We start from the raw sequence: 23,994 nt of genomic DNA on the forward strand, positions 1-23,994 counted from the left end.
TGTCCCATGCGGAGGTCATCGTCATATGACTGTAAGCCGGCTCCGGCGCATTAAATTTCGGGCGCCGAATTGTTCAAGACTGCCGGCATCCTAGCCGATGCGGGCAGGCTCGAATGTGCGGTTTTCCGAGCCGTCAGCCGACGATTTTTGAAAAATCCCCGACCTGGTCGGTGGCGGCGCGGATGCGGGCGAGCAGCGCCAGACGGTTGGCGCGCACGGCCTGGTCCTCATCATTCACGAGAACACGCTCAAAGAATGAATCAACCGGTTCGCGCAACACGCTAAGCGCCAGCATGGCGGCAGAAAAATCTTCGTTTTGAATTGCTTGGCCGGCTTCCTTCTCGGCCTGATTCACCGCGGCATAGAGCTTCTTTTCCGCGTCCTCGCGGAACAGCGCCGGCTCAACGGTCTCGGCGATTGCCGTTTTCTTCTTCTCCTCGGCGGCCAGGATGTTGGCGGCGCGCTTGGTTCCGGCAAGCAGGTTCTTGCCCTCCTCGGTGTCGAGCAAGGAGCCGAGCGCCTCGACGCGGCGGACGATCTGCAGGAGGTCGTCGTTCGGCGATTGCCCAATCTCCCCCCTTGTGGGGGAGATTGGGCGCGAGCCCGCTGACAGCACGGCATCGATCAAGTCATGCCGTGCACCGCTTTCACGCAGATAGACTTTCAGACGGTCGTGGAAGAAGGCGAGGAGGTCGGACGACTGGTCAGCGCCGCCTTTGAAGTTTGCAAAGGCCTTGGCGAAAACAGACGTCAGCGCCAGACGAATCCGGTTCTCGACGAGTATTCTGACCACGCCAAGAGCCGCACGTCGCAGCGCGAACGGATCCTTGCTGCCCGTGGGCTTTTCATCGATCGCCCAGAAGCCGGTGAGCGTGTCGAGCTTGTCGGCGAGCGCGACGGCAACCGAGACCGGATCTGTCGGCACGCGGTCGGATGGGCCTTGCGGTTTGTAGTGCTCCTCGGCGGCCGCGGCGACCGACGGATGCTCGCCCTGCAGCAGCGCATATTTGCGGCCCATGGCGCCTTGCAGCTCGGGGAACTCGCCGACCACTTCGGTTTGCAGGTCCGCCTTGGCAAGCACGGCGGCACGGCTTGCGAGCGCGGTAATCTCCCCCCTCAAGGGGGGGATGTCGCCGGAGGCGACCGTCGGCGCCAGTTCCTCAGCCAACCGCTTGATACGCTCAACGCGCGCGCCTTGCGTGCCCAGCTTCGCGTGAAAAGTCACGTTGAGATGATCGAGGCGCGCCATGCGCTGGTCGAGCGGCTTCTTCAAATCCAGGTCGAACTTCGCCGCCGACTCAGCGAGTTGATCGAGGTCGGGCAAATCGCCTTGATCGGTCCGCCAGAAATAGAGCGCATCGGACAGGCGCGCGCGCACCACCTTGCCGTTGCCGTAGGCGATCTCCTTGCCGCCGTCGCTCGCCTCGATGTTGGCGACCAGCACGAAGCGGTTCGAAAGCGATTGGCGAATCTCCCCCCTAGAGGTGGAGATGCCCGGCAGGGCAGAGAGGGGGGCCTCGCGCTGAGTCCCCTCTGTCGGCTTCCCCGACATCTCCCCCTCCGAGGGGGAGATCGGGCGCGACGTCACGAAACACTTCTGGTTGGCGCGGATGGTGAGGCGGATGACCTCGCCCGGAATGGTGAGGAAGTCCTGCTCGAACTCGCCCATCAGCACGACCGGCCATTCGACCAGACCGGAGACTTCCTCCAGCAGGCCCTCGTCCTCGACAAGGTCGAGGCCGTTGGCGAAAGCGATGTTGCGGGCGTCGGCCAGGATGATCTCCTTGCGCCGGTCGGCATCGAGCACGACCTTGGCCGCCTCGAGCTTCGCCACATAATCGTCGAAGCGGCGCACGGTGATCGCGCCCGGCGCGTGGAAGCGATGGCCATAGGTGATATTGCCGGCGCGGATGCCGTCGATCTCGAAATCGACGATCACCGGCTCCTCGGTCTCCGGCCCGAAGGTGCAGACGATCGACTGCAGCGGCCGTACCCAGCGCAGCGAGCCGGGTTTCGCCGAGGCCGGCCCCCAGCGCATCGATTTCGGCCAGGGAAAGCTTTTGATGATGCCCGGCACCAGCTCGGCGATGATCTCTTCGGCCGCCCGGCCCGGCTTCGCGATGTGGGCGACGTAGAAGTCGCCCTTCTTGGGGTCGGAATGGACATGCGCCTCGGCGATCGACGAAAGGCCGGCCTTGCGAAGGAAGCCCTGCACCGCCTGCTCGGGCGCCGTGGTCGAAGGACCCTTGATCTCCTCGCGGATGTCCTTCGAGCGCGCGGTCAGGCCACGGATGTCGAGCGCCAGGCGCCGCGGCGTCCAATATTCGCGCGCCGCCTCATAGGTGAGACCCGCCTCGACCAGACCGTCGGTCAGCATCTTCCTGAGGTCGCCGGCCGCCTTGCGCTGCATGCGGGCGGGAATCTCTTCCGAGCGGAGTTCCAAGAGCAGGTCGGGCATAGTTAAGCTCCCCACCCTCCCCTTGATGGGGAGGGTCGGCGCGAAGCGCCGAAACGAATGGGCGGGAGATAGCAACTCGGCCGCCCGCTGTCACCCCGCCAGCAGATCGCCTCTTCGACCGATTTCGCGGAATTTTTCGACCCGCTGTCGGGTTGGCGCCGGCCCACCCGTCCTTGGAGCAGAACTTCCCATGAACCGAACGCTGCGCTGAAGCGACAAACGCTCAGGCAGAGATCTATTGGCTGAACGGTGATGAAGACGGCATCGAGAACCCTGCAGATCCTGGCGCTCAGCGCCTGCTTCGCCGTCCAGGCACACGGCACGATCACGATGCCTGGGATCAGGCAGGCCATGCGCACGATCGACGGCGCATCGGCGCAGATCGTATTGCCGGTCGGTGCCGCCGTCGAGACCGCGAAGGCCGTGTCGGCTTAAGCCGCCGCCAGCCCGCCCGCCCGCGTCTTGAGGAACGCTTCGCCGCAAGCCTTGGCCAGATTGCGTACGCGCAGGATGTAGCTTTGCCGCTCGGTGGCCGAGATGACGCCGCGCGCGTCGAGCAGGTTGAAGACATGGCTTGCCTTGATGCACTGGTCGTAGGCCGGGAAGACCATGCGGTGCACCGCCAGATTGTCGCTCGGCTTCGGCGTGCCGGCATCGAGCAGCGCCTTGCACTCGGCCTCGGCGTCCTCGAAGTGCCTCAGCAGCATCGCGGTGTTGGCGAATTCGAAATTGTGGCGCGAATATTCCTGCTCGGCCTGCAGGAAGACGTCGCCGTAAGTGACTTTCTCGGCGCCCTCGCGGCCGTTGAAGTTCAGATCGTAGACATTGTCGACGCCCTGCACATACATGGCGAGCCGCTCCAGGCCGTAGGTCAGCTCGCCCGCCACCGGCGCGCATTCGATGCCGCAGACCTGCTGGAAATAGGTGAACTGCGAGACTTCCATGCCGTCGCACCAGCACTCCCAGCCGAGCCCCCAGGCGCCCAGCGTCGGGCTTTCCCAGTCGTCCTCGACGAAGCGGATGTCGTGCAGCAGCGGATCGACGCCGATTGCTTCCAGCGAGCCCAGATAGAGTTCCTGCAGGTTCGGCGGATTTGGCTTCAGGATCACCTGGTATTGGTAATAGTGCTGCAGGCGGTTCGGGTTCTCGCCGTAGCGGCCATCCTTCGGGCGGCGCGAGGGCTGCACATAGGCCGCGTTCCAGCGCAGCGGGCCCAGCGCGCGCAAGGTGGTGGCCGGATGGAAGGTGCCGGCGCCGACCTCCATGTCGTAGGGCTGCAGGATGACGCAACCATAGTCCGCCCAGTAATTGTGCAAGGTCAGGATCAGCCCCTGGAAGGAGCGGCTGGGATGCATATGGGCAGGAATTTCGATGGTCACGGCGGCCTCGGAAAGCGCGGGATGACGCTTCCCTAGTTGCCGGGCCGCCGAGCGTCAAGGCGGGAGGCTCGCGCCCGGCAAGGCGGAAAGCTTTGCGGCGGGCTGGCCCATTGCCGTCGAGCGGCGGCCGCCGTTTGCTCCGTTCCAGCTCAACGACAGAGGTTTCGCTATGTCCGGTCAACTCACCATACGACCCGTCACAAGGCTGGACTACGAGCAGTGGCTGCCGCTCTGGGACGGCTACAACGCGTTTTACGGACGCTCCGGGCCGACGGCGCTTGCCGGCGAGATCACGCAGATGACATGGTCGCGTTTCTTCGATGCCTATGAGCCGGTGCATGCGCTGATGGCCGAGCAGGAGGGCAAGCTTCTCGGCCTCGTGCACTATCTCTATCATCGCTCGACCACATCGATCGCCCCGAGCTGCTATCTGCAGGACCTCTTCACCACGCAGGCCGCGCGCGGCCAGGGCGTCGGCCGGGCGCTGATCGAAGGCGTCTATGAACGCGCCAGGCAAGCGGGCGCGAACCGCGTCTACTGGCTGACGCATGAGACGAACCACACCGCGATGCAGCTCTACGACAAGATCGGCGAGAAGTCGGGGTTCATCGTCTATAGAAAAATGTTCTAGTTTCCTCGACACAGGGAAAGGCAGCTGTTTGTCGGCGCAAGATTGTCACCGGTCATTTCCACGACAACCGCTGAGATTGGTTGAAGCCTTCCAACCTCGTCATTTCAGGGCGGAGCAGCTGCGAAGCGGCGTCGCAGAGACCCTGGAATCCATTCCGTGACCTGAGCCGCGGAGTGCAGCGGAGCAGAATTCTGCACCGCAGCAGCGCTCAGAAGTCACGGAATGGATCCTCGGGTCTGCGCGCGTCGCTTCGCAGCTGCTCCGCCCGTGGATGACGACAGAGTGGCCGTTTCGGCCAATCTCCACCTGCCAAGGCCCGAGCTCGGCAGACGCCGGGCCGAAACGAAAACGGGGCTCGATGAGCCCCGCATTCTTCAATGTTGACGAAAAGCGCTCAGCCTTTCGGCGCGGGCGTCGGCTCCGGCTTCACCTTGGGGGTTTCCTGCGCGGTGTTGGATTCGATCGGCGGCAGGCCTTTGAGCAGCTTCTGCTGCAAAGTGGCGAGCACATCCGGATCGGGCTTCAGGTCGCGTGCCTGCGTCCACTGATAGGTGGCCTCGAGCTTGCGGCCGACGCGCCAGTAGGCATCGCCGAGATGATCGTTGAGGACCGGATCCTCGGGCTTCAGCGAGACGGCGCGCTCCATCTCGCGCACGGCGTCGTCGAAGCGGCCCATGCGGAAATAGGCCCAGCCCAGCGAATCGACGATGTAGCCGTCGTTCGGCCGCAAATCCACGGCCTTCTGGATCATCGCCAGGCCTTCCTTGAGGTTCATGTTCATGTCGACCCAGGAATAGCCGAGATAGTTCATGACCTGCGGCTGGTCGGGCTGCAGCTCCAGCGCCTTGCGGAAATTGGGTTCCGCCTTCGGCCATTCCTTCAGCCGCTCATAGGCGATGCCGCGCTGGTAGAAGATGTTCCAGTTGGCGGCGGTCGGCGTCTTCAGTTGGTCGACAGCCCTGTCGTAGAGACTGGCGGCCGAGCGGAAATCTTCCTTCGAGCCATAGACGCCGCCAAGCGCCAGATAGGCGCGCATGTCGTCCGGATGTCTGTCGAGATAGGCCTTGAGATGCGAAATCGCCTCGTCATGCTTGTCGAGATCGGCAAGGTTGAGGCCGATCTGCAGGTCGGAGAGCTCCTTCAGCGGCGAGGACGCCGGAATGCGGCGGTAGAGCGAGACGGCGCCTTCGCCGTCCTTCAACTGCTCGGCCACGGCGGCAAGCTGCACAAGGGCTGCGTCGCTGTCCGGCTTCAGTGCCAGGGCATATTGCAGATAGAGCCGCACAAAAGGCTCGCCGCCGCCGCGGTTGAGCGCGGTGGCAAGGTCAAGCAGGATTTCGGACGCGCCGTCGGCCGGACCGGCGACGAGCGGCTCGATCTTGTCGCCCTTGCTGATGCGGTCGCGCAGCGTGGTGATTTCGAGCTTGCCCGGCGCGAAGGCTTCGGCCTGGTTCAACACCGCCTGCGCCTTCGACTTGTCGCCCTTGCGGACCAGGAACGAGGCATAGGCCTGGGCGTTGCGCATCCAGGTTTCGGGCGCGGAGCCGCCGGCCGCGGTATCGGCCATGGTGGCGGCGTAGAGTTCCTCGGCCTTGTCGTTCAGGCCGGCAGCGTCGGCGATCAGCGCCCGGTGGAACGATTTGAACAGGCCGAACCAGTCCGGGCCCTTGAGCTTGTCGATGGAGTCCATGGCCTCGGACGCGTTGCCGGCACCTTCCTTGGCCCAGCCGTCCATGACGCCCGAGAGCAGTCGGTCGAGATCGGATTCCAGCGAGAGCTTCAGCCAGTACTGCGCCTTGGCGTAGTCCTTCTTGTGGAAGGAATCGATGGCCAGAGCCAGGCGCGAGAAGCGCTCGACGTCCGGCACTTCCTTCAGCTTGTCGGCATAGACGAGCGATTCCTCGAAGCGGCCTTGCGCGACCAGAGCCAGCATCAGGCTCTGCTGCAATTCCTTGTCGTTCGGCGCAAAGGCCAGCGCCTGCTTGTAATAGGCGATCGCATCGTCGAGATCGTTGTCGCTTTCGGCGATATGAGCCGCGAGATAGGCGCCCGAGAAAGACGTGATCTGGAGCGGTCGGGCCTCTTCCTTGGCCTGGACCGGCAGCACCCAAAGCGCCACACCGGTCAAAAATGCCAGCCTCGTCAGCCAGCGCGCACGTCCTTGCCGCATCGTATCCCTTTCAGCCAGATGCGATCCCGCCCTTGGCGGACCGCCCACAGACTCGCTCTTTTCCGGTCAAAGCATGGCCTTTTTGGGGTCAGGCTTCAATTGCCGGGCGAATCACAATGCAATCATCCGGCTTAAAAAACGATGCCGCGCCAGCGAAAATCCCGCGCGCAGGCCCGGGACGCCCATATGCGGCATCGGATTGCCTACAGATAGGTATCGCTGAATCCGCTGGCGGCAACCGTATCGCACAGGCCGGACCATTCGCAGCCGGAGCACGCCTGGCGCGTCAGGCCGGCGGAAAAAGCCTTGCGCATCCCCGCCAGTTTGGGGGCGTCCAGCACCAACCGGTCTCCGGCCTGGATGGGCCGGTTGAGGAGAGCCCCCACATCGCGCGCCGCCATCCGGTCCCGCTCGGCGGCGCTCTCGCGCAGGCAATGCGGCTCCGGCTCACCGAGCAGCGGGGCGCAGACGTCGTCCGGACCGGCAACGATCACCACCGCCTCGCTCTCGCCCAGCCGCTTCACCACCTTGTCGTAATTGGCGGTGAAGGCCGGCGAGTAGCCCTTGCCGACATAGGTCAGCAGGCAGAGCAGATGATGGGCGCGCAGCTTGACGGTCATCGCGTCCCGGACGAGCGGTCGCCTTGCTCTGCACGATAGGTGGAAAAGAGCTTCAGCGTCGCCGCGCCCAGCGCCGACTTGAGCATGCCGCCGACGATGAAGGGCACGAAGCCGAAGGTGATGGCCTTTTCAGCGCCGATCATGACGGCAAGCCAGGCGGTGCCTAGAACCAGGCAAAGCAGGTTGCCGATGAGCATGGCAGCGAAGGCAAGCATGACGCGATTGCCGTTCCAGCCGCGTTCGGCCAGCCAGCCGACGACAGCGCCGACGACCGGAAAGGCGAAGAGATAGCCGCCGGTCGGGCCAACGAAATGCTGTATGCCAGCGGCGCCGCCTGCAAGAACCGGGAAACCGGCGGCGCCCTCGACGAGCCAGGCGGCGATAGTCAGCGCACCGAAGCGCCAGCCATAAAGCGCGCCGACCAGGGTGACGGCGAAGGTCTGCATGGTGACCGGAACCGGCACCATCGGCACCTCGATATAGGACGACAGCGCCAGGAACAGCGAACCGAGGATCACCGCGCCGATCTGCCAGGCGAGCGAACGGCTGTGCAGCCGCAATGGGCTGAAGGAGGGGTTTTGGGTCGAAATGGCTGCGTTGGTCACGGTGTCTTCCTTGGTTGGCGTGGAATTATAGATAATTTTAGGACTTCATCTATTATCGAATCCATATTTTGAAACGAATGGCAAGCGCCTGCCCTCGAATTCGTCATTCCAGGGCGGAGCAAGGAGCGAAGCGACGCGCGCAGACCCTGGAATCCATTCCGTTACGCGGGTCGAAGAATGCAGCGGCGAAGAAGGCGACCGGCTACGCCGGCGCACCGGTGCCATTGTCTGGTCGCCTCGAAGCTCATAGGTCACGGAATGGATTCTAGGGTCTGCGCGCGTCGCTCCGCTCCTGGCTCCGCCCTAGAATGACGAGGCTGAGAAGCCTCGGCCAATCGCCAATCGCCAAACCTACCCCACGATGGCGAAGGCGTCGCGCGTCTTGCCGGAAGCGGTCTTGACCGGCTTCTGGCCGATCCATTGCACGTGCCGCCCGAGTGTCGCGGCGGCCGATTCGGTGTTGCCTTGTCTCAGGGCGCTCAGGATCGCCCGATGATCCTGGTCGGTGCGGGTTTCCCATTCCGAGCGCCAGGCCGCGAAAAGGAAGCGCGCGCTCGCGGCATGCAGGTCGTCGATGGTGGAGAGCAGGCGCGGCATGCTGCAGGGCGCCAGGATCAGCCGATGGAAGGTGCGATTGGCCTCTTCCCAGGAGCGCACGTCGCGGGATTTGTCGCCGGCCTTGGTCGCCTCCTCGGCCTGGTCGAGGATCGACGCCGTCAGATGCGGCACGGCATGGCGCAGCGCCAGCACTTCGAGCGCCGCCCGCATCTCGGCCACCTCCCTGACCTCGCCGAGATCGAAAGAGGCGACGCGCACGCCGCGGCGCGGTTCGCCGATCGCCAATCCTTGAGCCTCCAGGCGCCGGAAGGCCTCGCGCACCGGGACATGACTGGTGTTGAATTCCTCGGCGACATGGTCCTGGCGCAGCCGCGATCCGGGCTCGATCGCACCCGAAATGATGCGATCCGCCAGTTCCTTGCTGATGCGGACGGCGATCGTGTCTTCTTTGCTGGCCATGTTTTATAGATAATTTGCCGGACCGCTCCTTGTCGAGACGGCCGGCGCGGGATTCACAGGCGCCCTTCCCGGCGGACCCAAATGTGCCGGATCCGCGGGCTCAGTTGACGCGGCTGATGCAGAAATCGATCACGTCGATCAAAGCCGACTTCTGCGGCGTCGCCTCCAGCGGCGCCAGCGCGTCGCGGGCGATCTCGCCGAAATGGCGGGCGCGGCCGATCGTATCGGCGATGGCGCCGTGGCGGGCCATCAGTCCGATAGCCTTTTCAAGCCCGGCATCGTCAGCGACGTTGTCCTCGATGGCGCGCTTCCAGAAGGTGCGCTCGGCCTTGGTGCCGCGCCGGTAGGCGAGGATCACCGGCAGCGTCACCTTGCCCTCGCGGAAATCGTCGCCGACATTCTTGCCGAGATCCTTGCTCGAGCCGCCATAGTCCAGCGCGTCGTCGATGAGCTGGAAGGCAAGGCCGAGATTCATGCCGTAGGAACGAAGCGCGGCGCGATCGGTGCGCGAGGCCTGGGCGATGACCGGCCCGACTTCGGCGGCGGCCGAGAACAGCGCCGCCGTCTTGGCCTTGATGACGGCGAAATGCTCGTCCTCGGTGGTCTCGAGGTTCTTGGCGGCGGCCAGCTGCATGACCTCGCCCTCGGCAATGATGGAGGCTGCGGCCGACAGGATGTCCAGCGCTTCCAGCGAGCCGACCTCGACCATCATGCGGAAAGCCTGGCCGAGCAGGAAATCGCCGACGAGCACGCTCGCCTGGTTGCCCCAGATCATGCGCGCCGTCTTCTTGCCGCGGCGCAGCGCGCTCTCGTCGACCACGTCGTCATGCAGAAGCGTCGCCGTGTGCATGAATTCGACGGCGGTCGCGAGCTTGACATGGCCTTCGCCGGAATAGCCGAACATCTGCGCGGCGGCGAGCGTGAGCATGGGCCTGAGCCGCTTGCCGCCGGAGGAGATCAGATGATTGGCGATCTCCGGGATCATTTCGACGTCGGAGCCGGCCTTGGACAGGATCAGCTCGTTGACCCGCCCCATATCGGCGGCTGTCAGATCGATCAAATCCTTGATGGAAGCGGGTTCCCGCTTGCCTTCGATGTTGAGAACGACACCCACCACGACAACTCCCGTCAATCTGACGCACCCTTGGTCCCTCGCCGACTCTAGGGCGGTGCAACCGGGCACGGCAAGAGGCGAATTAGCGCGGCTCCGCCGACGGAGTGTCCACGCGCACGTTTACACGAACGCCACAACCTGCGATTTTCGTTTCATGATCGAGCTTGTCCGCACCAACGACGCCGTCGTCATCTCCTTTGTCGAATCGCTGATGCGCGATGCCGGCATCGCCTGTTTCGTCGCCGACCAGAATATGAGCGTGCTCGACGGTTCGCTCGGCATCCTGCCGCGGCGCGTGATGGTCGATGCCGAAAAGGTCGATGCCGCACGGCGCATCCTCAAGGATGCCGGCATCGAGAACGAGATCCGCAAAAAATAATGGGAGCCAGCACCGCCCCCGTCCCGGATACGCCGGCGCACACGATCGATGCCTTCCATCGCGGGCGCTTCTGGCTGGTGCAGCCGAGCCGCGGCGGTCATCGCGCCGGCATGGACGCCATGATGCTGGCGGCCGCCGTGCCGTCCGGCTTTTCCGGCCGGCTCGCCGATTTCGGCGCGGGCGCCGGCGCCGCCGCCCTTGCCGTGTTGTCGCGCTGTCCGGCGGCGCAGGCCGTGCTCGTCGAGCGCTCCGCCGAAATGGCCGGGTTCGCCACTGCCACGCTTTCGCATCCCGGCAATGGCCATCTCGGCGACCGCGCCTCGGTGCTGACCGCCGACGTGACGCTGACCGGTCGAGCGCGGACCGAGGCCGGGCTTGCCGACAACTCCTTCGACTTCGTCATCATGAACCCGCCGTTCAACGCGGCCGAGGATCGCTCGACGCCCGACGCGTTGCGCAGAGAGGCGCATGTGGCGGAGGACGGGCTGTTCGAGCGCTGGATCAGGAGCGCCGCCGCCGTCGCCAGGCCGCGCGGCGGGCTGGCCGTCATCGCGCGGCCCGAGCAGTTGGTTGCCATCCTGGACGCGATCGAGGGACGCTTCGGCGATGCCGAGTTGCTGTGCGTGCATCCGCGGCCGGATGCGGCGGCGATCCGCATCGTCGTCAGGGCGGTGCTCGGCGCGCGCGGAAAATTGTCGATCCGCCCGCCGCTCATCTTGCACGGGCCGTCCGGCAACGGGCCGGCGGAGCGGACGGAAATGATCAATAACGGCCTGGCATCGCTGTTCGGCGATTGATCCTTGAAGCGCGTCGCGTTGAAATGGATTCTAGCGACGCGCTTCAAGTTTTTGTTTTATGCATGTCTTTTTCGCAAAACCGCTGCACACTTTTGCGCGACATGCACTGGCCGGCGATGCGGCATTGCCGTTGGCCGGCGAGTTCCTTACATGCCCAAGCAGGATGATGCCGCGACCGTGAAACAGACCAACCGACCTGATCTCATCTTGCTCCTTTGCCTTTTGTCCGGAGACAATCATTCGTGAAACGCCTTTTCAACCGCCTGCTGCCGAAATCCTGGCGCTCGACAGTCGTCACCATTCCGGTCATCCGGCTGCAAGGCCCCATCATGGCCGGCGGAGGCCAGTTCCGGCCGAGCCTGTCGCTCGCCTCGACGGCCGGCCTGATCGAAAAGGCGTTCGGCTTCGACGCGCCGGCGGTCGCCATCTCGATCAATTCGCCGGGCGGCTCAGCGGTGCAGTCGCGTCTGATCTTCAAGCGCATCCGCGACCTGGCGGCGGAAAAGAACAAGAAGGTGCTGGTCTTCGTCGAGGACGTGGCGGCCTCGGGCGGCTACATGATCGCGGTTGCCGGCGACGAGATCTTCGCCGACCCGTCCTCGATCGTCGGCTCGATCGGCGTGGTCTCGGCCTCTTTCGGCTTCCCGGAGCTGATGAAGAAGATCGGCGTCGAGCGGCGCGTTCACACCGCCGGCCAGAACAAGGCCGTGCTCGATCCGTTCAAGCCCGAGAAGGAGGAGGACGTCGAGCGACTGAAGGCGCTGCAGCTCGAAGTGCACGAGACCTTCATCGACCTCGTCAAGGAACGGCGCGGCAGCAAGCTCAAGGACGACCCGGACCTGTTCACCGGCCTGTTCTGGACCGCCAAGCGCGGCCTCGAGCTCGGCCTTGTCGATGCGCTGGGCGATATGCGCAGCGTGCTCAAAACCCGTTTCGGCGAGAAGACGCAGCTCAAGCTGATCACCGCGCCGCGCGGTCTGTTCGGCCGTTTCGGCCTGTTCGGCTCGCGCGTTTCGGCGCCGGATATCGCGGCGGCCGCCGCCAGCGGCGTCCTCGATGCGGCGGAAGAGCGCGCGCTGTGGGCGCGCTTCGGGCTTTGAAAAAGCCATGAATGCGGCTAGCATGGCCGCTTGACCGACCCATTCGGCCGGCCTTGCCGCGAGGACGCGGGGGGAGTTTAGAGATGCCGCAGATCATTTTCTTCGCCGTTGTCGGCGCCGCCGCTTACTTTGGCTACCGCGCTTTCGTGCGCGAGGCCGAACGCGTGACGGCCAAGATCCGGCGTACCGAAAGACAGGCGGCGAACGGCACGACGGGCACGCTGGTCAAGGACCCCAAGACCGGCGAATATCGTCTCGCCAAGGACTGATCCCATCTCGCCAGCAGCCGACATCCTGGAGCCCGGCACAGAGGTCCGGACATGGCTTGCGCCTGCCAAGATCAACCTGGCGCTGCATGTCATCGGACAGCGCGCCGACGGCTACCATCTCATCGACAGTCTTGCCGTCTTCACCCGCTTCGGCGACCGGCTCGAGATCGAACGGGCCGAGCAGGATGAATTCTCGGTATCCGGCCGTTATGCCGCCGGGCTGCCGCTCGACGGCGACAATCTGGTGGTGAAGGCGCGCGATGCCTTGCGCCGGGAAGCCGGCATGCAACAGGGATCGCCGGTCGCCATCCGGCTGGAGAAGAACCTGCCCATCGCCTCCGGAGTCGGCGGCGGCTCGAGCGACGCTGCGGCCGCGCTTAATGGCCTGGCGCGGCTCTGGAAGCTCGATATCGACGACAATTCGCTGGCGCGGATCGGGCTTTCGCTCGGTGCCGACCTGCCGATGTGCCTCAAATCAAAGCCGCTGATCGCACGCGGTATCGGCGATGAAGTCTCGCCGCTATCCGCCTTTCCTGCGCTTGGCCTGGTGCTGGTCAATCCGGGCGTCGCGGTCTCGACGCCGGACGTGTTCAAGGCGCTCTCCAGCCGCGATAACGAGGCGCTGCCGCCGCTGCCTAAGCGCCTCGATTTCCACTCGATCCGCAACTGGCTGGAGACGACGCGCAACGATCTCGAGCCCGCCGCCCGTTCGGTCCAGCCGGCGATCGGCGAGGCGCTCAAGGCGCTCAAGCGTGCCGACGCCGCGTTCGCGCGCATGTCCGGCTCGGGCGCCACCTGTTTCGGCCTGTTCGAGACCGGCAATGTTGCAAAACGCGCGGCGATCGAGATCCGCGCCCGCCACCCCGACTGGTTCGTTGCCGCGACGCGCAGCATGGAGGTGAGCGATGGCGAAGCTTGACGAAAGCCGGCCCTTCATTCCGGTGCGCATCGCCGTGCTTACCGTCTCCGACACGCGCGGCCTCGCCGAAGACAAATCCGGACAGACGCTGGCCGACCGCATCGCGGAAGCCGGCCACAACCTTGCCGTGCGCGATATCGTGACCGATGACCGCGACAAGATCCGCGACAAGGTGCTTGGCTGGTCGAAGGACGAAAACATCGATGTCGTGATCACAACCGGCGGCACCGGCTTCACCGGCCGCGACGTGACGCCGGAGGCGCTGGAGCCGATCTTCGAAAAGCGCATGGACGGCTTTTCGGAAGTCTTCCACCGCATCTCCTACGACAAGATCGGCACCTCGACGATCCAGAGCCGGGCAACAGGCGGCGTCGTCAACGCCACCTTCGTCTTCGTGCTGCCGGGCTCGCCCGGCGCCTGCAAGGACGCCTGGGACGGCATCATCAAGGCGCAGCTCGACTACCGGCACATGCCCTGCAACTTCGTCGAGATCATGCCGCGGCTGGACGAGCATCTCAGGCGCGGCGGCAAGCCCACCTCGTAAAGCTCAGTTAAGGCGCCCGGCCGGCACGGCGGGGCATCATTTCGGCGGCGCGATCCAGATTTCGGCGTTCAGCCTTCTGGTCGCCAGGCCGCGCGCCAGGGCTTCGGCGCTGCGCGCGCTCTTTGCCAGAGCCGAGGCCTGACGCTTGCTGATGACAAGCCCCTCGGCCAGCGCACGATTGCTCGAGAACACCCTGGCCAGGAAAGGCGCACGGTTGGCGCGGGCGCGTGAAAAGCGCGCCGGCATGGTCTGTTTCGCGGTGTGCGCCACGACTTCGTCGATCCAGCCCTCGGCGAGCCGCGCCCCCGGCTCGAGCAGGAGCAGCCAGTCGCCCTTGGCCTGGCCGATACCGGCGCCGATCCCGCCGGTCGCATAGTGGCAGCCGGCATGCTCGGCCACCCGGTGCGTCTGATCGGTCGAGCCTTGATCGCAGACGATCACGTCGCGCACGACGCCTTCGACCGCGCCGCCGACCAGCGAGGCGAGCGTACGGGCAAGCCCCTCTTCGTCGTTGCGGGTTTCGATAAGGACGCTGAGCATTTTAGCCGAATAGCGGAAAGTGCGGCGATGCGCCAGTTGCGCGCTTCAAGCGAAAAAGTTCTTGCTTTGTTCTCTTCGGCGAAATAGGAATAGTTTCATGAACAGAGCGATTCGACAGCCTGCCGACAGTCCCTGGGAGAGGGCGAAAATGGAACAGATCGTGCGCGCCGACATTGCCGCTTTCGGAGCAGGCCGAGCCGAGATGGCGAACGCGATGATCGAGCAGAGCGGCTTGCGCGTGCGGCCCGATCGCAATCGCGGCCGCTCGGCCGGGATCAATCCGTCCGGCCGGTTCGAGCCGATCAGCCGGCATGTGTTCGACGACGGCTGGAACTCGCTGGAGGAACTGCCGCCGTTCAAGACGGAAGTGCAGGTCGAAAAGCCGCGCACCATCATCACGCGCAACGAGTCGCCTGACATCTCCTTCGACCGTTCGATCAACCCCTATCGCGGCTGCGAGCATGGCTGCGTCTACTGCTTCGCCAGGCCGACGCATGCCTTCATGGGCCTGTCGCCGGGGCTCGATTTCGAATCGAAGCTGTTCGCCAAGCCGGATGCCGCGCGCATGCTGGACAGGGAATTGTCGAAACCGGGCTACCAGCCGCGCACGATCGCCATCGGGACCAACACCGATCCCTACCAGCCGATCGAGAAGCAATACCGCATCATGCGCGAGATCCTGGAAGTGCTGGAAGCGCGCGGTCATCCGGTAGGCATCGTCACCAAGTCGGCGCTGGTGACACGCGACATCGACATCCTGTCGCGCATGGCCGAGCGCGGCCTTGCCAAGGTGGCGCTGTCGGTGACGACGCTCGACCGCATGCTGGCGAGAACGATGGAGCCACGCGCCTCGACGCCGACGAAGCGGCTGGAGGCGATCAGGCAGCTTTCGGATGCCGGCATCCCGGCATCGGTCATGGTGGCGCCGATTATTCCGGGGCTTACCGATCCCGAGATGGAGCGCATCCTCGATTCGGCTAGAGCCGCCGGCGCGCGGGAGGCCGGCTACGTCATCCTGCGCCTGCCGCTCGAAGTGGCGCCGATCTTCAAGGACTGGCTGTTGCGCCATTATCCCGACCGCTACCGGCATGTGATGTCGCTTATCCGCTCGATGCGCGACGGCAAGGATTACGATTCCGAATGGGGCAAGCGCATGAAGGGCGCCGGTCCCTATGCCTGGCAGATCGGCCGGCGCTTCGAGATCGCCGCCAAGCGGCTCGGCCTCAATGTCGAGCGGCGGCAGCTTCGCACCGACCAATTCGTCGCAGGCGCCAGTGCCGGCGAGCAGCTGATGCTGCTTTGACGCCAGCACCGGCCATGACGGCCGGCGCTAAGCACTTCCAGGCAAAGCGATTTTCGGTCTGGAATTGCTATTTGTTTCGAAATCCCGTCCGGCCCCTGTCCCCCGGCTGTGAGACGGTGCCTTCCCGGTCCGACGCCCCATCCGACCCGGAAGGACTTGCGGAGAATCGGAGCCGATGCGAACCTCGCCGCACCATGGCTCGCGCGCGTTCCGATTCTCCGCTTCTCTTTGAAATGGTCGAGAAGCCCGACTTCTCGATCGAGACGAAAGCGATAGCCGACGGGCTGTGGCCGGTCGCCGGTATGGACGAGGCCGGCCGCGGTCCGCTCGCCGGTCCGGTGGTGGCCGCCGCGGTGGTGCTCAACCCCGCCAACATTCCCGAAGGCCTCGACGATTCCAAGCGCCTCACCCATTTGCAGCGCGAGGCGCTGTTTCTCAAGATTCTCGGCTCGGCGCTCAGCATCTCGATGGCTTCGATCAGCGCCGAAGGCATCGACAACAGCAACATTTTGAAAGCCAGCCTCGAAGCGATGCGCCGCGCTGCCGCCGGCCTGTCCTTGCGACCGAAGCTCGCCCTGGCCGACGGCCGCGACATACCGCCAGGTCTCGCCTGCGAAGGCCGCGCGCTCATCAAGGGCGACCAGCGCTCGCAGTCGATCGCCGCCGCCTCGATCGTCGCCAAGGTGATGCGCGACCGCATGATGTGTGGCTGCGGCGGACATCACGAGCACTACGGCTTCGAAGTGCATATGGGCTACGCGACGGTCCGCCACCGCACCGCGATCGAGGCGCATGGGCCGGTGGCACGGCTCCACCGGGCCTCGTTCGCGCCGTTCCGGTTGGGTGGGATTGAGATGGCGGAAGAGGAAGAGAGCCTCGCCGGGCTCGAGTAGTTAGCTGATCTGCCCCCAATGTGGTTACGGCTTGCGGACATCCTCTGTCACTGGCGTGACTGATCGACCTGAGGCTTGATTGCCACGTGGTTCCCCCAATCCGTCGCTGCTTCGCAGCGCCACCTTTCCCCCTGCGGAGGGAAAGGAAGGGAGCGTTGCTGGACGAGCATTGACGGCAAAAAGCTTGGCGCCTTCCTCTACCCCGTCGATCGGGGGAGAGGTGGCTCGGCGAAGCCGAGACGGAGTGGGGGTCGACCAGCGCTACATAAGACAATGCATGCGCCAAGCTGCCACGCACGCTATCACCAAGACCAGCTGCTCGGAATGTGTGCATAGCGTAGCCCCTTGTGGGGAAGATTGGCAGCTTCGGCGCCGCGCTCCTTCCAAACAAAAAAGCCGCCGGGTTGCCCAGGCAGCTTTTGAGTTCGAAGTTTCGAAGTCGGCTCAGTTCAGCTTGGCCTTCACATCATTGAGCGCCGACTTGAACAGATCCGCGCCTGCCTTGACGTCGACCTTGGCGGCGAGCAGCGTGCGGGCGGCTTCGACGGCGATGTCGACGGCGGTGGCGCGCACTTCGCTCACCGCCTCGCGCTCGGCCTGGCTGATCTTCTGCTCGGCAAGCGCGGTGCGCCGGGCGACATAGTCCTCGGTCTTCTTGGCCGCCTCGGAGGCAAGCAAGTCAGCCTCGCGTTTGGCGGCAGCGACGATGTCGGCGGCCTCCTTCTCGGCTTCCTTGCGCTTCTGCTGATACTGGCGCAGCAGCTGCTGGGCCTCCTCGCGCAGGCGCCGTGCCTCCTCGAGCTCGCTGCTGATCTTGGCCGCGCGGGCGTCGAGCGACTTGGCAAGCATGCCCGGCACCCTCAGATAGACGACGGCGCCGAGGAAGATGATCAGGGCGATGGTGGCCCAGAGCGTGGCGAGTGATGTGGCGTCCATGATCCCGCTCCTCACCGGCTCGCGGATTTGACCGCGGCCGCGATTTCGGCCTTGTCGGCCTTGCCGCCGACAAGCGCCTCGACGATGGCCGAGGTCGTGTCCTCGGCGATAGTGCCGACTTCCTTCATCGCCTTGGCCTTGATCGAGGCGATGCTCGCCTCGGCCTCGCCAAGCTTCTTCTCAAGCTCGGCCTCGAGCTTCTTGCGCGTGCCCTCGGCTTGCGCCTTGGCGGCGTCGTTCGCCTGCTGGCCGATCTTGTTGGCGTTGACCTTGGCTTCCGCCAGTTCCTGCTCATAGGCAGCAACCGCGGCGTCCGCCTCGCCCTTCAGCCTTGCGGCATGGTCGAGGTCCTGGGTGATGCGGTCGTTGCGGACATCGATGATGCCGCCAAGACGCGGCATCACAACCCGCTTCAGGAACAGGTAAAAGAGCCCGAAGGTGATGACCAGCCACAGGATCTGCGACGGGAAGGTTTTGGCATCGAACGGCGGGAACGCTTCATGCTCCGCGGCAGGCACGGCAGTGCCGGCATGCGTATCGCCCTCGGCCGCGGCCGGCGCTGCTTCTTGCGCATAGGCAGATGTCACGAACATCTCATTCCCCTGTCCCTAGAACGGGCCGCACCATGCGGCCCCTTTCGTCAGCGCCGGCTCTTACTTGAAGACCAGGAGCAGAGCGATCAGGAGCGAGAAGATGCCCAGAGCTTCGGTCACCGCGAAGCCGAAGATCAGGCGGCCGAACTGGCCGTCGGCAGCCGACGGGTTGCGGAGCGCACCCGAGAGGTAGCTGCCGAAGATGTTGCCGAGGCCGATGCCCGCGCCGCCCATGCCGATGCAGGCGATACCAGCGCCGATAGCAGCTGCTGCAGTTGCGTCCATTTCAAAACTCCTGTGGTTTCTCTGTTCGTTGAAGTTGGTACGTTGGGTAAGCTGGCGCCGGGGCGCCGGTGAAAATCAGTGGCTCGGGTGCAGCGCGTCGTTCAGATACATGCAGGTCAGCACCGCGAACACATAGGCCTGCAGGAAGGCGACCAACAGCTCGAGCGCGGAGAGCGCGACCGCCATGGCAAGCGGCAGCACCGAGCCGGCGATACCGACGGCGCCAAACGCGCTCAGGCTGACGACGAAGCCCGAGAACACTTTCAGCGTGATGTGGCCGGCCAGCATGTTGGCGAAAAGACGAACCGAGAGGCTGACGGGCCGCGAGACGAAGGAGATGATTTCGATCGCCACCACCAGCGGCAGAAGGTAGCCCGGCACGCCATGCGGCACGAACAGCTTGAGGAAGCCGAAGCCGTGCTTGGCGAAGCCGTAGACGAGGACCGTGCCGATGACCAGGATCGCCAGCGTGAAGGTGACGATGATGTGGCTGGTGACGGTGAAGAAATAAGGGAACAGGCCGATCAGGTTGGCGACCAGCACGAACATGAACAGCGAGAACACCAGCGGGAAGAACTGCATGCCCTGCTTGCCCGCGGCATCGCGCAGCATGTTGCCGACGAATTCGTAGGCCATTTCGGACACCGACTGCAGGCGACCCGGAATCAAGGCCCGGCTGGCGGTGCTCATATAGAGGAAGGCGGACGCCAGGACGATCGTCACGACCATGAACAAAGAGGAGTTGGTGAAAGATACGTCGTAGCCGCCGATATGCAGCGGGATGATCGGATGGATCTGGAACTGGTGGATCGGATCGACCTTGTCAGCAGCCACTTTAAATCCCCGTCAAAGCCACAAACGGCTTTTTAATTCACTTAGCGCCCTGCGGCGCCTCACTTCATTCTCTCGGCTCGCGCGGCTTGCCGCCCTGGCCGAATTCCGATGCCAGTCCCGCCGAGCGCAGGACATTGAGTATGCCTGCGCCAAAGCCCAGCAACAGGCCGACGATCAGACCCCAGGGCGCTATTCCCGCCAGACGGTCGATGATCCAGCCCAAGCCGACACCGACCACCACTCCGGCGATGAACTCGCTGGACAGCTTCAGCGCCTGACCGTAACCGGTCGCAGCTTTCGCTTCGTCTTTCCCCTCGGACCGGTCCGTGCGTCTCGTCGCAAGCGATGCTTCGAGGTCGCGCCGGCGGCGCTCAAGTTCGTCGTCGCGGATGGTGGCTTCTGGCTGCCTGCCGCGGCCGGTTTCTCCGGTTCCGTCTGGCCCGGTTTTGTCGGCCATCGCCCCCCCCTGCCCGGGCAGACGATTGCCGTCCGTCCGCTTCTAAAGTCGCCGGCAACATAGTTAGAGGGTCCGCCCCCGTCAAGCCACGGGCCGAACTTCCAAGCGATGTATTTTTAACAGTTAAATCAATGGTTTATCGAGGTGCGACATCGTGCCCTTCACGCCTGCGTGAGGTAACGGCGCGAATCCGCGCGACAAGGCGCGTCCGCCGAGGCATTGCCGGGCGTCGGAGGAAGGTTGGCCGGGGTGGTATTTAAGCGGCTCAGCTCGAGCCACCTAAAGCGCGTCGCGATCCTTCAGATTCGCTCCACGCGCTTCAGTTTTTGATTTCGCGCGTGTCTTCCCGAAACCGCTTACCACTTTCGGGAGACATGCTTTAGCGGCTCAGCTCCAGCCGCCGCCATAGGTGCGGTAGAAGATATGCAGGCCGATCCTGGTCATCTTGTGCATGGCCCGCGCCCAGCCCGGATGGACGTAATTGGCGTAGTAATGAGTCGAAGAACCGACCTCGGGAATGAATATCTTGCCGGCGGTCACCGCCATGGCAACCTCCTGGGCGGTCTTGTAGGAGGCCAGGTCGGTGATTGTCTTCTTCCTGCCGTCGCAGGCAAAGGAGAACTGGCAGCGGTTGAACCAATTGTCGTTCTGGTAGACGACGCCGCAGATCGTCTTCGGATAGGTCGGGTTGCGGACGCGGTTGAGGATCACCTGCGCCACCGCCGCCTGGCCGCGGACCGGCTCGCTGCGCGCCTCGAAATAGATGCCCTTGGCAAGGCAGGCCTGCTCGGGCTTGGAAAAGACACTTGCCGGCAGGGGGGTCTGCAGCCAGGCATGGTCGCCCTTGCCCATCGGCGGAATGAAGCGGCCATCGTTGGGATCGTCCTGCAGCAGCGCCTCGAAGGGCGAAGCCTTGGCGTAGTCGGGCGCGGACTGGGCATAGGCCGTGGCAAGGATGTCCGGCTTGTCGTTGTTGACGAGGGCGACAAGCGCCGCCGGCAGCGCCGGATCCGGCCTCTTGTCCTCGCGAAGATGGAAGGCCTGGGCGATCTGGACTTCCTTGCCCTTGATGCCCGGCTTGGCGAAGGTGAGCTTCAGGCCGCTGTCCATCGCGGGACGCAGCAGCGAGGAGGTGCGCTCGAAAATCGAGCCGGCGCTGAAATTCTTGGGCGGCGCGACTGGCGACACCTTGACGATGCGGCCCTTCTTGTCGGCGCGCACGACACGATCCTCATCGGGCGTCGCGCCAACGGCGCTGCCCTTGCCGCGGAAGGCGACGGTGCCAACCCCCGGCAAATTTACGCCGGAACCGGAGAGCGAGCCGGTGGTGACGGAATCGACAAACGGCATTTCGGCCGCGTGCACTGAGCCAGCTGCGGATTTCTCGATATAGGCGTTCCAGCGGGTGTCGGACGATTCCAGGCCGGAGATCAGGCTTGCCATATCCTGATAGGCGACGGCCGACGGGAAGCCGATCCAAATACCGAGCCCGAGTACCAAAGGAGGAAGAAAGGAACGTTTTTTCGCAACGGCGGCGGCGGCAAGCCGCAATGAAACGCGTCGATGCACGGAACTCTCCAGAACGCTACTGACCCCGGAGAGTCAAAATGAAGCATTAACCTTGATGCGGGGTTAACGACATCGATCATGTTCTTTTCATGTTTGAGGCAAGCCGGCTTGCAATTTCCACAGCGGGCCGATGAAGAATCAGGCCTGGGTGGGTGCATCGGCTTCGGCTGAATCAGGCCTGGCGCAGGAAGATCGGCCAGGCGAGCACCGCGCAAACCGCCGCCGCCAGCCACACGCCCGGCCATGCGAAGGCGACCAAGATCCAGGGGATGGCGATCGGCACCAGGCAGAAGCCGATAAAGACGAAACTGTTGGCAAGGCTGAGCGCGGTGCCGACATGGCCGGCGCCGGCAAGGGTGGCAAGCTCGGTATAGGCGACGCCGTGCCAGGCCGAGACGGATATGCCGGCGACGATGACCATCAGTGGAAGCAGCACCAGCAGCCACGGTGCGCCGGCAGCGCCGATCACCAGCAGCCACAGCGCCAGGAAGGCAAATGCGCTCAGCGCGCTGCAGAGTTTCAGGAACGGGCGGCGGTTGCCGTGGCGGTCGGTGAAACGGCCGCTCCATACGCGCATCACCATGGCGCCGGTCTGCACGGCGGCGAGGCTCGCGCTGGTCACCAAGGTGCCCATGCCCGCAAAGTCATGCAGGAAGACCGAGCCGAAGGTCAGCACCGCGACCTGCGGGAAGCAGAGCAGGCCGATGGCGGTCGACATGCGCCACACCTCGATGTTGCGCAAGGGCGCCGGGCCGCTTGCCGCTGCGGCGGCGTGACCGCCGCTTTCCGCCGGCGGCTCGTGCAGCCAACGCCAGGCAAACCAGGCCGAGAGCGCGGACACGACGGCAAGCAGGCCGAAGACCGCGGCGAAGCCGAAAGCCAGCGCCAGCGAAGGCAGGATGAGAGCGCCCAGCCCGCCGCCGAGCGGCACCGCCGTCTGCCTGATGCTCATGGCGAAGCCGCGCTCTCCGTCGCCGAACCAGCCCATGATGGCGCGGCCGCTGGAACCGTTGACGCTGCCGCCGAGCAGGCCGGCGACGAGCAGGCTGGCCGACAGCAGCGCGACGCCGGGAACGGCCATTTTCGTCGGCACGACAAGCAGCGCCATGATGAAAAGCCATGCGGCCGTCGCGCCGAGCCCGGTCAGGAGCACGCGGCGGTCGCCCCAGCGGTCGGTGAGCACTCCCCAGGGCAGCTCGCTCAGCGCCACGCCGAGACCGAGTAGACCCAATGCCAAGCCCAGCGAAGCATTGTCGAGGTGGTAGCCCTGGCGCATCGCCACTGCGGTTGCCGGAATGCCGGAGAAGGTGGCGGAGAAGCCGGCATTGGCGGCGACCCCGATGCCCAGCACCTTCCAGCGATGGTTGGGGCCGAAGGCGCGGCGGGCTGAGGCGCCGGCGCTTGCATCAGCCGGTTGGCAGTCGTTGCGTGTGACGATGGCGGACATGGTTCATTCCCGTTGCGACCGGCTGACGGCTTGACGGACCGGATGTAGCGCCATAGCTTCATCCATAAAATCAGGAAGTTTTTGATCGACAGTTCTGAAAATTAGGATAATCCCGATGCGCCGCGTCACTTTCGACCTTGATGTCCTCAGAACCTTCGTCACCGGCATGGAGCTGGGCAGCTTCGCCAAGGCGGCCGAACGGCTTGGCCGCTCGACATCCGCGGTCAGCGCGCAATTGAAGAAGCTGGAGGAGCAGGCGGACACGCCGATCTTCCGCAAGGCAGGGCGCGGCCTGGCGCTCACCGAAGCCGGCGAGACGATGCTCGGCTACGCGCGGCGGCTGATCGAGCTCAACGACGAGGCGACCTCCGCCATCCGCGACGTCGAGCTGGAAGGCTGGGTACGGCTCGGCCTGCAGGAGGATTTCGGCGAGGCCGTGCTGCCCGACGTGCTCGGCCGCTTCGCCCGCGCCCATCCCAAGGTCCGCATCGAAGCACGGATCGGCCGCAGCCACGACCTGGCCGAGCGTGTCCTGTCAGGCAATCTCGACATCGCGCTTGCCTGGCATGACGGCACGGCCCTGCCCTATAGCCGCCATGTCGCCGACGTGCCGGCGCGCTGGATCGGCCCGGCCAAGCCGATCGAGGCTGGTCCGCGCAATGGCGAGCCGCTGCCGCTGGTGGTGTTCGAGGCGCCGTGCCTGCTCAGAACCGTGGCGACCGAGACACTCGATCGCGCGGGCATGCCCTGGCGCATGTCCTTCTCGAGTCCTTCCCTCGGCGGCATCTGGGCGGCGGTGGCGGCAGGCCTCGGCCTGACGATCCGCACCGATATCGGCCTGCCTGCCAATGTCAGGGCGATCGCGCCGGGAGTCCTCGGGCTTCCTGCCCTGCCGACGATGGCGCTGCACCTGCACCGGAAGGACGCCGAGCTCGACCCGGTGGCAGCGCGGCTGGCGGAGATCCTGCTGCAGGCGGCAGTGGAGACGTTGCCGGAGGGAGCGCGAACCGGCGATGGGTTGCGAGAGGTCGCTTAGCGTCCTAGCCGACGCCTTTCGACATCGTCATTCTAGGGCGAGGCAAGGAGCGGAGCGACGCGCGTAGACCCGTGGATGACGAGGGATCAGCGTCGGCGC

At 64.8% G+C, this 23,994-nt stretch carries 26 protein-coding genes; 11 read left to right on the top strand and 15 right to left on the bottom strand.

Translation table 11 applies throughout. The features are described from left to right. Positions 1-133: 133 nt before the first annotated feature. Positions 134-2,458 (bottom strand): glycine--tRNA ligase subunit beta, encoded by a 2,325-nt coding sequence (gene glyS / locus LB552_RS10990; protein ID WP_224605252.1) that lies wholly within the window; start codon positions 2,456-2,458, stop codon positions 134-136. A 252-nt stretch (positions 2,459-2,710) separates the two neighbouring features. Between glyS and LB552_RS10995 the strand changes: the two genes are divergently transcribed. Then, positions 2,711-2,893, top strand: coding sequence for a hypothetical protein (locus LB552_RS10995; protein ID WP_224526492.1), 183 nt, complete (start codon positions 2,711-2,713; stop codon positions 2,891-2,893). Here LB552_RS10995 and LB552_RS11000 read toward each other — a convergent pair. Next, positions 2,890-3,813, bottom strand: a complete 924-nt coding sequence (locus tag LB552_RS11000; RefSeq protein ID WP_224605952.1) for a glycine--tRNA ligase subunit alpha — start codon at positions 3,811-3,813, stop codon at positions 2,890-2,892. The two genes, LB552_RS10995 and LB552_RS11000, sit on opposite strands and share 4 nt — an antisense overlap. A 193-nt stretch (positions 3,814-4,006) precedes the next feature. On the opposite strand from LB552_RS11000, the gene LB552_RS11005 reads away from it, so the two are divergent. Beyond that, complete coding sequence (locus LB552_RS11005) at positions 4,007-4,468, top strand: GNAT family N-acetyltransferase (RefSeq protein WP_224605254.1); 462 nt, start codon at positions 4,007-4,009, stop codon at positions 4,466-4,468. A 394-nt stretch (positions 4,469-4,862) separates the two neighbouring features. Here the strand turns inward: LB552_RS11005 and LB552_RS11010 are convergent, their stop codons facing one another. From LB552_RS11010 to LB552_RS11030, 5 genes are all read right to left on the bottom strand, one after another. Continuing rightward, on the bottom strand, positions 4,863-6,638 hold the full coding sequence (locus LB552_RS11010) for a tetratricopeptide repeat protein (RefSeq protein WP_224605265.1): 1,776 nt from the start codon (positions 6,636-6,638) through the stop codon (positions 4,863-4,865). 203 nt (positions 6,639-6,841) lie between these two features. Beyond that, on the bottom strand, positions 6,842-7,258 hold the full coding sequence (locus LB552_RS11015) for a DUF1284 domain-containing protein (protein WP_224605267.1): 417 nt from the start codon (positions 7,256-7,258) through the stop codon (positions 6,842-6,844). Continuing rightward, positions 7,255-7,863 carry a biotin transporter BioY gene (locus LB552_RS11020; RefSeq protein WP_224605268.1) on the bottom strand — a complete coding sequence of 203 codons (609 nt, stop codon included), beginning with the start codon at positions 7,861-7,863 and terminating at the stop codon, positions 7,255-7,257. Before LB552_RS11020 ends, LB552_RS11015 begins: the two co-directional genes overlap by 4 nt. A gap of 351 nt (positions 7,864-8,214) precedes the next feature. Further along, on the bottom strand, positions 8,215-8,880 hold the full coding sequence (locus LB552_RS11025) for a GntR family transcriptional regulator (protein WP_224605270.1): 666 nt from the start codon (positions 8,878-8,880) through the stop codon (positions 8,215-8,217). 100 nt (positions 8,881-8,980) lie between these two features. After that, entirely contained in the window at positions 8,981-9,994 is a 1,014-nt protein-coding gene (locus tag LB552_RS11030) for a polyprenyl synthetase family protein (RefSeq protein WP_112095919.1), read from the bottom strand. 154 nt (positions 9,995-10,148) lie between these two features. Between LB552_RS11030 and LB552_RS11035 the strand changes: the two genes are divergently transcribed. The 6 genes from LB552_RS11035 (at position 10,149) to moaB (ending at position 14,002) form a co-directional block, all read left to right on the top strand. Further along, entirely contained in the window at positions 10,149-10,373 is a 225-nt protein-coding gene (locus LB552_RS11035) for a DUF2007 domain-containing protein (protein ID WP_027164594.1), read from the top strand. Continuing rightward, entirely contained in the window at positions 10,373-11,170 is a 798-nt protein-coding gene (locus LB552_RS11040; RefSeq protein ID WP_224605272.1) for a tRNA1(Val) (adenine(37)-N6)-methyltransferase, read from the top strand. Before LB552_RS11035 ends, LB552_RS11040 begins: the two co-directional genes overlap by 1 nt. A 242-nt stretch (positions 11,171-11,412) precedes the next feature. Continuing rightward, positions 11,413-12,270 carry a S49 family peptidase gene (locus tag LB552_RS11045; protein ID WP_095768714.1) on the top strand — a complete coding sequence of 286 codons (858 nt, stop codon included), beginning with the start codon at positions 11,413-11,415 and terminating at the stop codon, positions 12,268-12,270. Between the two features lie 83 nt (positions 12,271-12,353). Then, on the top strand, positions 12,354-12,539 hold the full coding sequence (locus LB552_RS11050; RefSeq protein ID WP_095768715.1) for an NfeD family protein: 186 nt from the start codon (positions 12,354-12,356) through the stop codon (positions 12,537-12,539). Positions 12,540-12,564: 25 nt separating this feature from the next. After that, positions 12,565-13,458 carry a 4-(cytidine 5'-diphospho)-2-C-methyl-D-erythritol kinase gene (locus LB552_RS11055; RefSeq protein WP_224605955.1) on the top strand — a complete coding sequence of 298 codons (894 nt, stop codon included), beginning with the start codon at positions 12,565-12,567 and terminating at the stop codon, positions 13,456-13,458. Further along, entirely contained in the window at positions 13,445-14,002 is a 558-nt protein-coding gene (gene moaB / locus LB552_RS11060; RefSeq protein WP_224605273.1) for a molybdenum cofactor biosynthesis protein B, read from the top strand. Before LB552_RS11055 ends, moaB begins: the two co-directional genes overlap by 14 nt. A 36-nt stretch (positions 14,003-14,038) precedes the next feature. On the opposite strand, the gene LB552_RS11065 is transcribed toward moaB, so the two are convergent. Next, a complete protein-coding gene (locus LB552_RS11065) occupies positions 14,039-14,542 on the bottom strand; it encodes a glycosyltransferase (protein ID WP_095768718.1) in 504 nt (167 codons plus the stop codon). Positions 14,543-14,690: 148 nt separating this feature from the next. Between LB552_RS11065 and LB552_RS11070 the strand changes: the two genes are divergently transcribed. After that, positions 14,691-15,845: a PA0069 family radical SAM protein gene (locus LB552_RS11070; protein ID WP_140845812.1), complete on the top strand. Its 1,155-nt coding sequence runs from the start codon at positions 14,691-14,693 to the stop codon at positions 15,843-15,845. 194 nt (positions 15,846-16,039) lie between these two features. Further along, entirely contained in the window at positions 16,040-16,738 is a 699-nt protein-coding gene (locus tag LB552_RS11075; RefSeq protein WP_224605275.1) for a ribonuclease HII, read from the top strand. Positions 16,739-17,182: 444 nt separating this feature from the next. Here the strand turns inward: LB552_RS11075 and LB552_RS11080 are convergent, their stop codons facing one another. From LB552_RS11080 to LB552_RS11110, 7 genes are all read right to left on the bottom strand, one after another. Next, positions 17,183-17,674, bottom strand: a complete 492-nt coding sequence (locus LB552_RS11080) for a F0F1 ATP synthase subunit B (protein WP_224605286.1) — start codon at positions 17,672-17,674, stop codon at positions 17,183-17,185. An 11-nt stretch (positions 17,675-17,685) separates the two neighbouring features. Beyond that, positions 17,686-18,267: a F0F1 ATP synthase subunit B gene (locus LB552_RS11085; RefSeq protein ID WP_095768722.1), complete on the bottom strand. Its 582-nt coding sequence runs from the start codon at positions 18,265-18,267 to the stop codon at positions 17,686-17,688. Between the two features lie 60 nt (positions 18,268-18,327). Further along, entirely contained in the window at positions 18,328-18,552 is a 225-nt protein-coding gene (locus tag LB552_RS11090) for a F0F1 ATP synthase subunit C (protein WP_027164582.1), read from the bottom strand. A gap of 75 nt (positions 18,553-18,627) precedes the next feature. Continuing rightward, positions 18,628-19,386 carry a F0F1 ATP synthase subunit A gene (locus LB552_RS11095; protein WP_095768723.1) on the bottom strand — a complete coding sequence of 253 codons (759 nt, stop codon included), beginning with the start codon at positions 19,384-19,386 and terminating at the stop codon, positions 18,628-18,630. Between the two features lie 64 nt (positions 19,387-19,450). Then, positions 19,451-19,843, bottom strand: a complete 393-nt coding sequence (locus LB552_RS11100; protein ID WP_095768724.1) for an AtpZ/AtpI family protein — start codon at positions 19,841-19,843, stop codon at positions 19,451-19,453. A gap of 387 nt (positions 19,844-20,230) precedes the next feature. Then, entirely contained in the window at positions 20,231-21,412 is a 1,182-nt protein-coding gene (locus tag LB552_RS11105) for a cell wall hydrolase (RefSeq protein WP_224601281.1), read from the bottom strand. 172 nt (positions 21,413-21,584) lie between these two features. Further along, positions 21,585-22,859 (bottom strand): MFS transporter, encoded by a 1,275-nt coding sequence (locus tag LB552_RS11110; RefSeq protein WP_224605289.1) that lies wholly within the window; start codon positions 22,857-22,859, stop codon positions 21,585-21,587. 115 nt (positions 22,860-22,974) lie between these two features. Here LB552_RS11110 and LB552_RS11115 point away from each other — a divergent pair, with 115 nt between their 5' ends. Further along, positions 22,975-23,895 (top strand): LysR substrate-binding domain-containing protein, encoded by a 921-nt coding sequence (locus LB552_RS11115; protein WP_224605292.1) that lies wholly within the window; start codon positions 22,975-22,977, stop codon positions 23,893-23,895. Positions 23,896-23,994: the final 99 nt, after the last annotated feature.

It is taken from the genome of Mesorhizobium sp. CA7 (assembly GCF_020165015.1).
Taxonomy (GTDB): Bacteria; Pseudomonadota; Alphaproteobacteria; order Rhizobiales; family Rhizobiaceae; genus Mesorhizobium.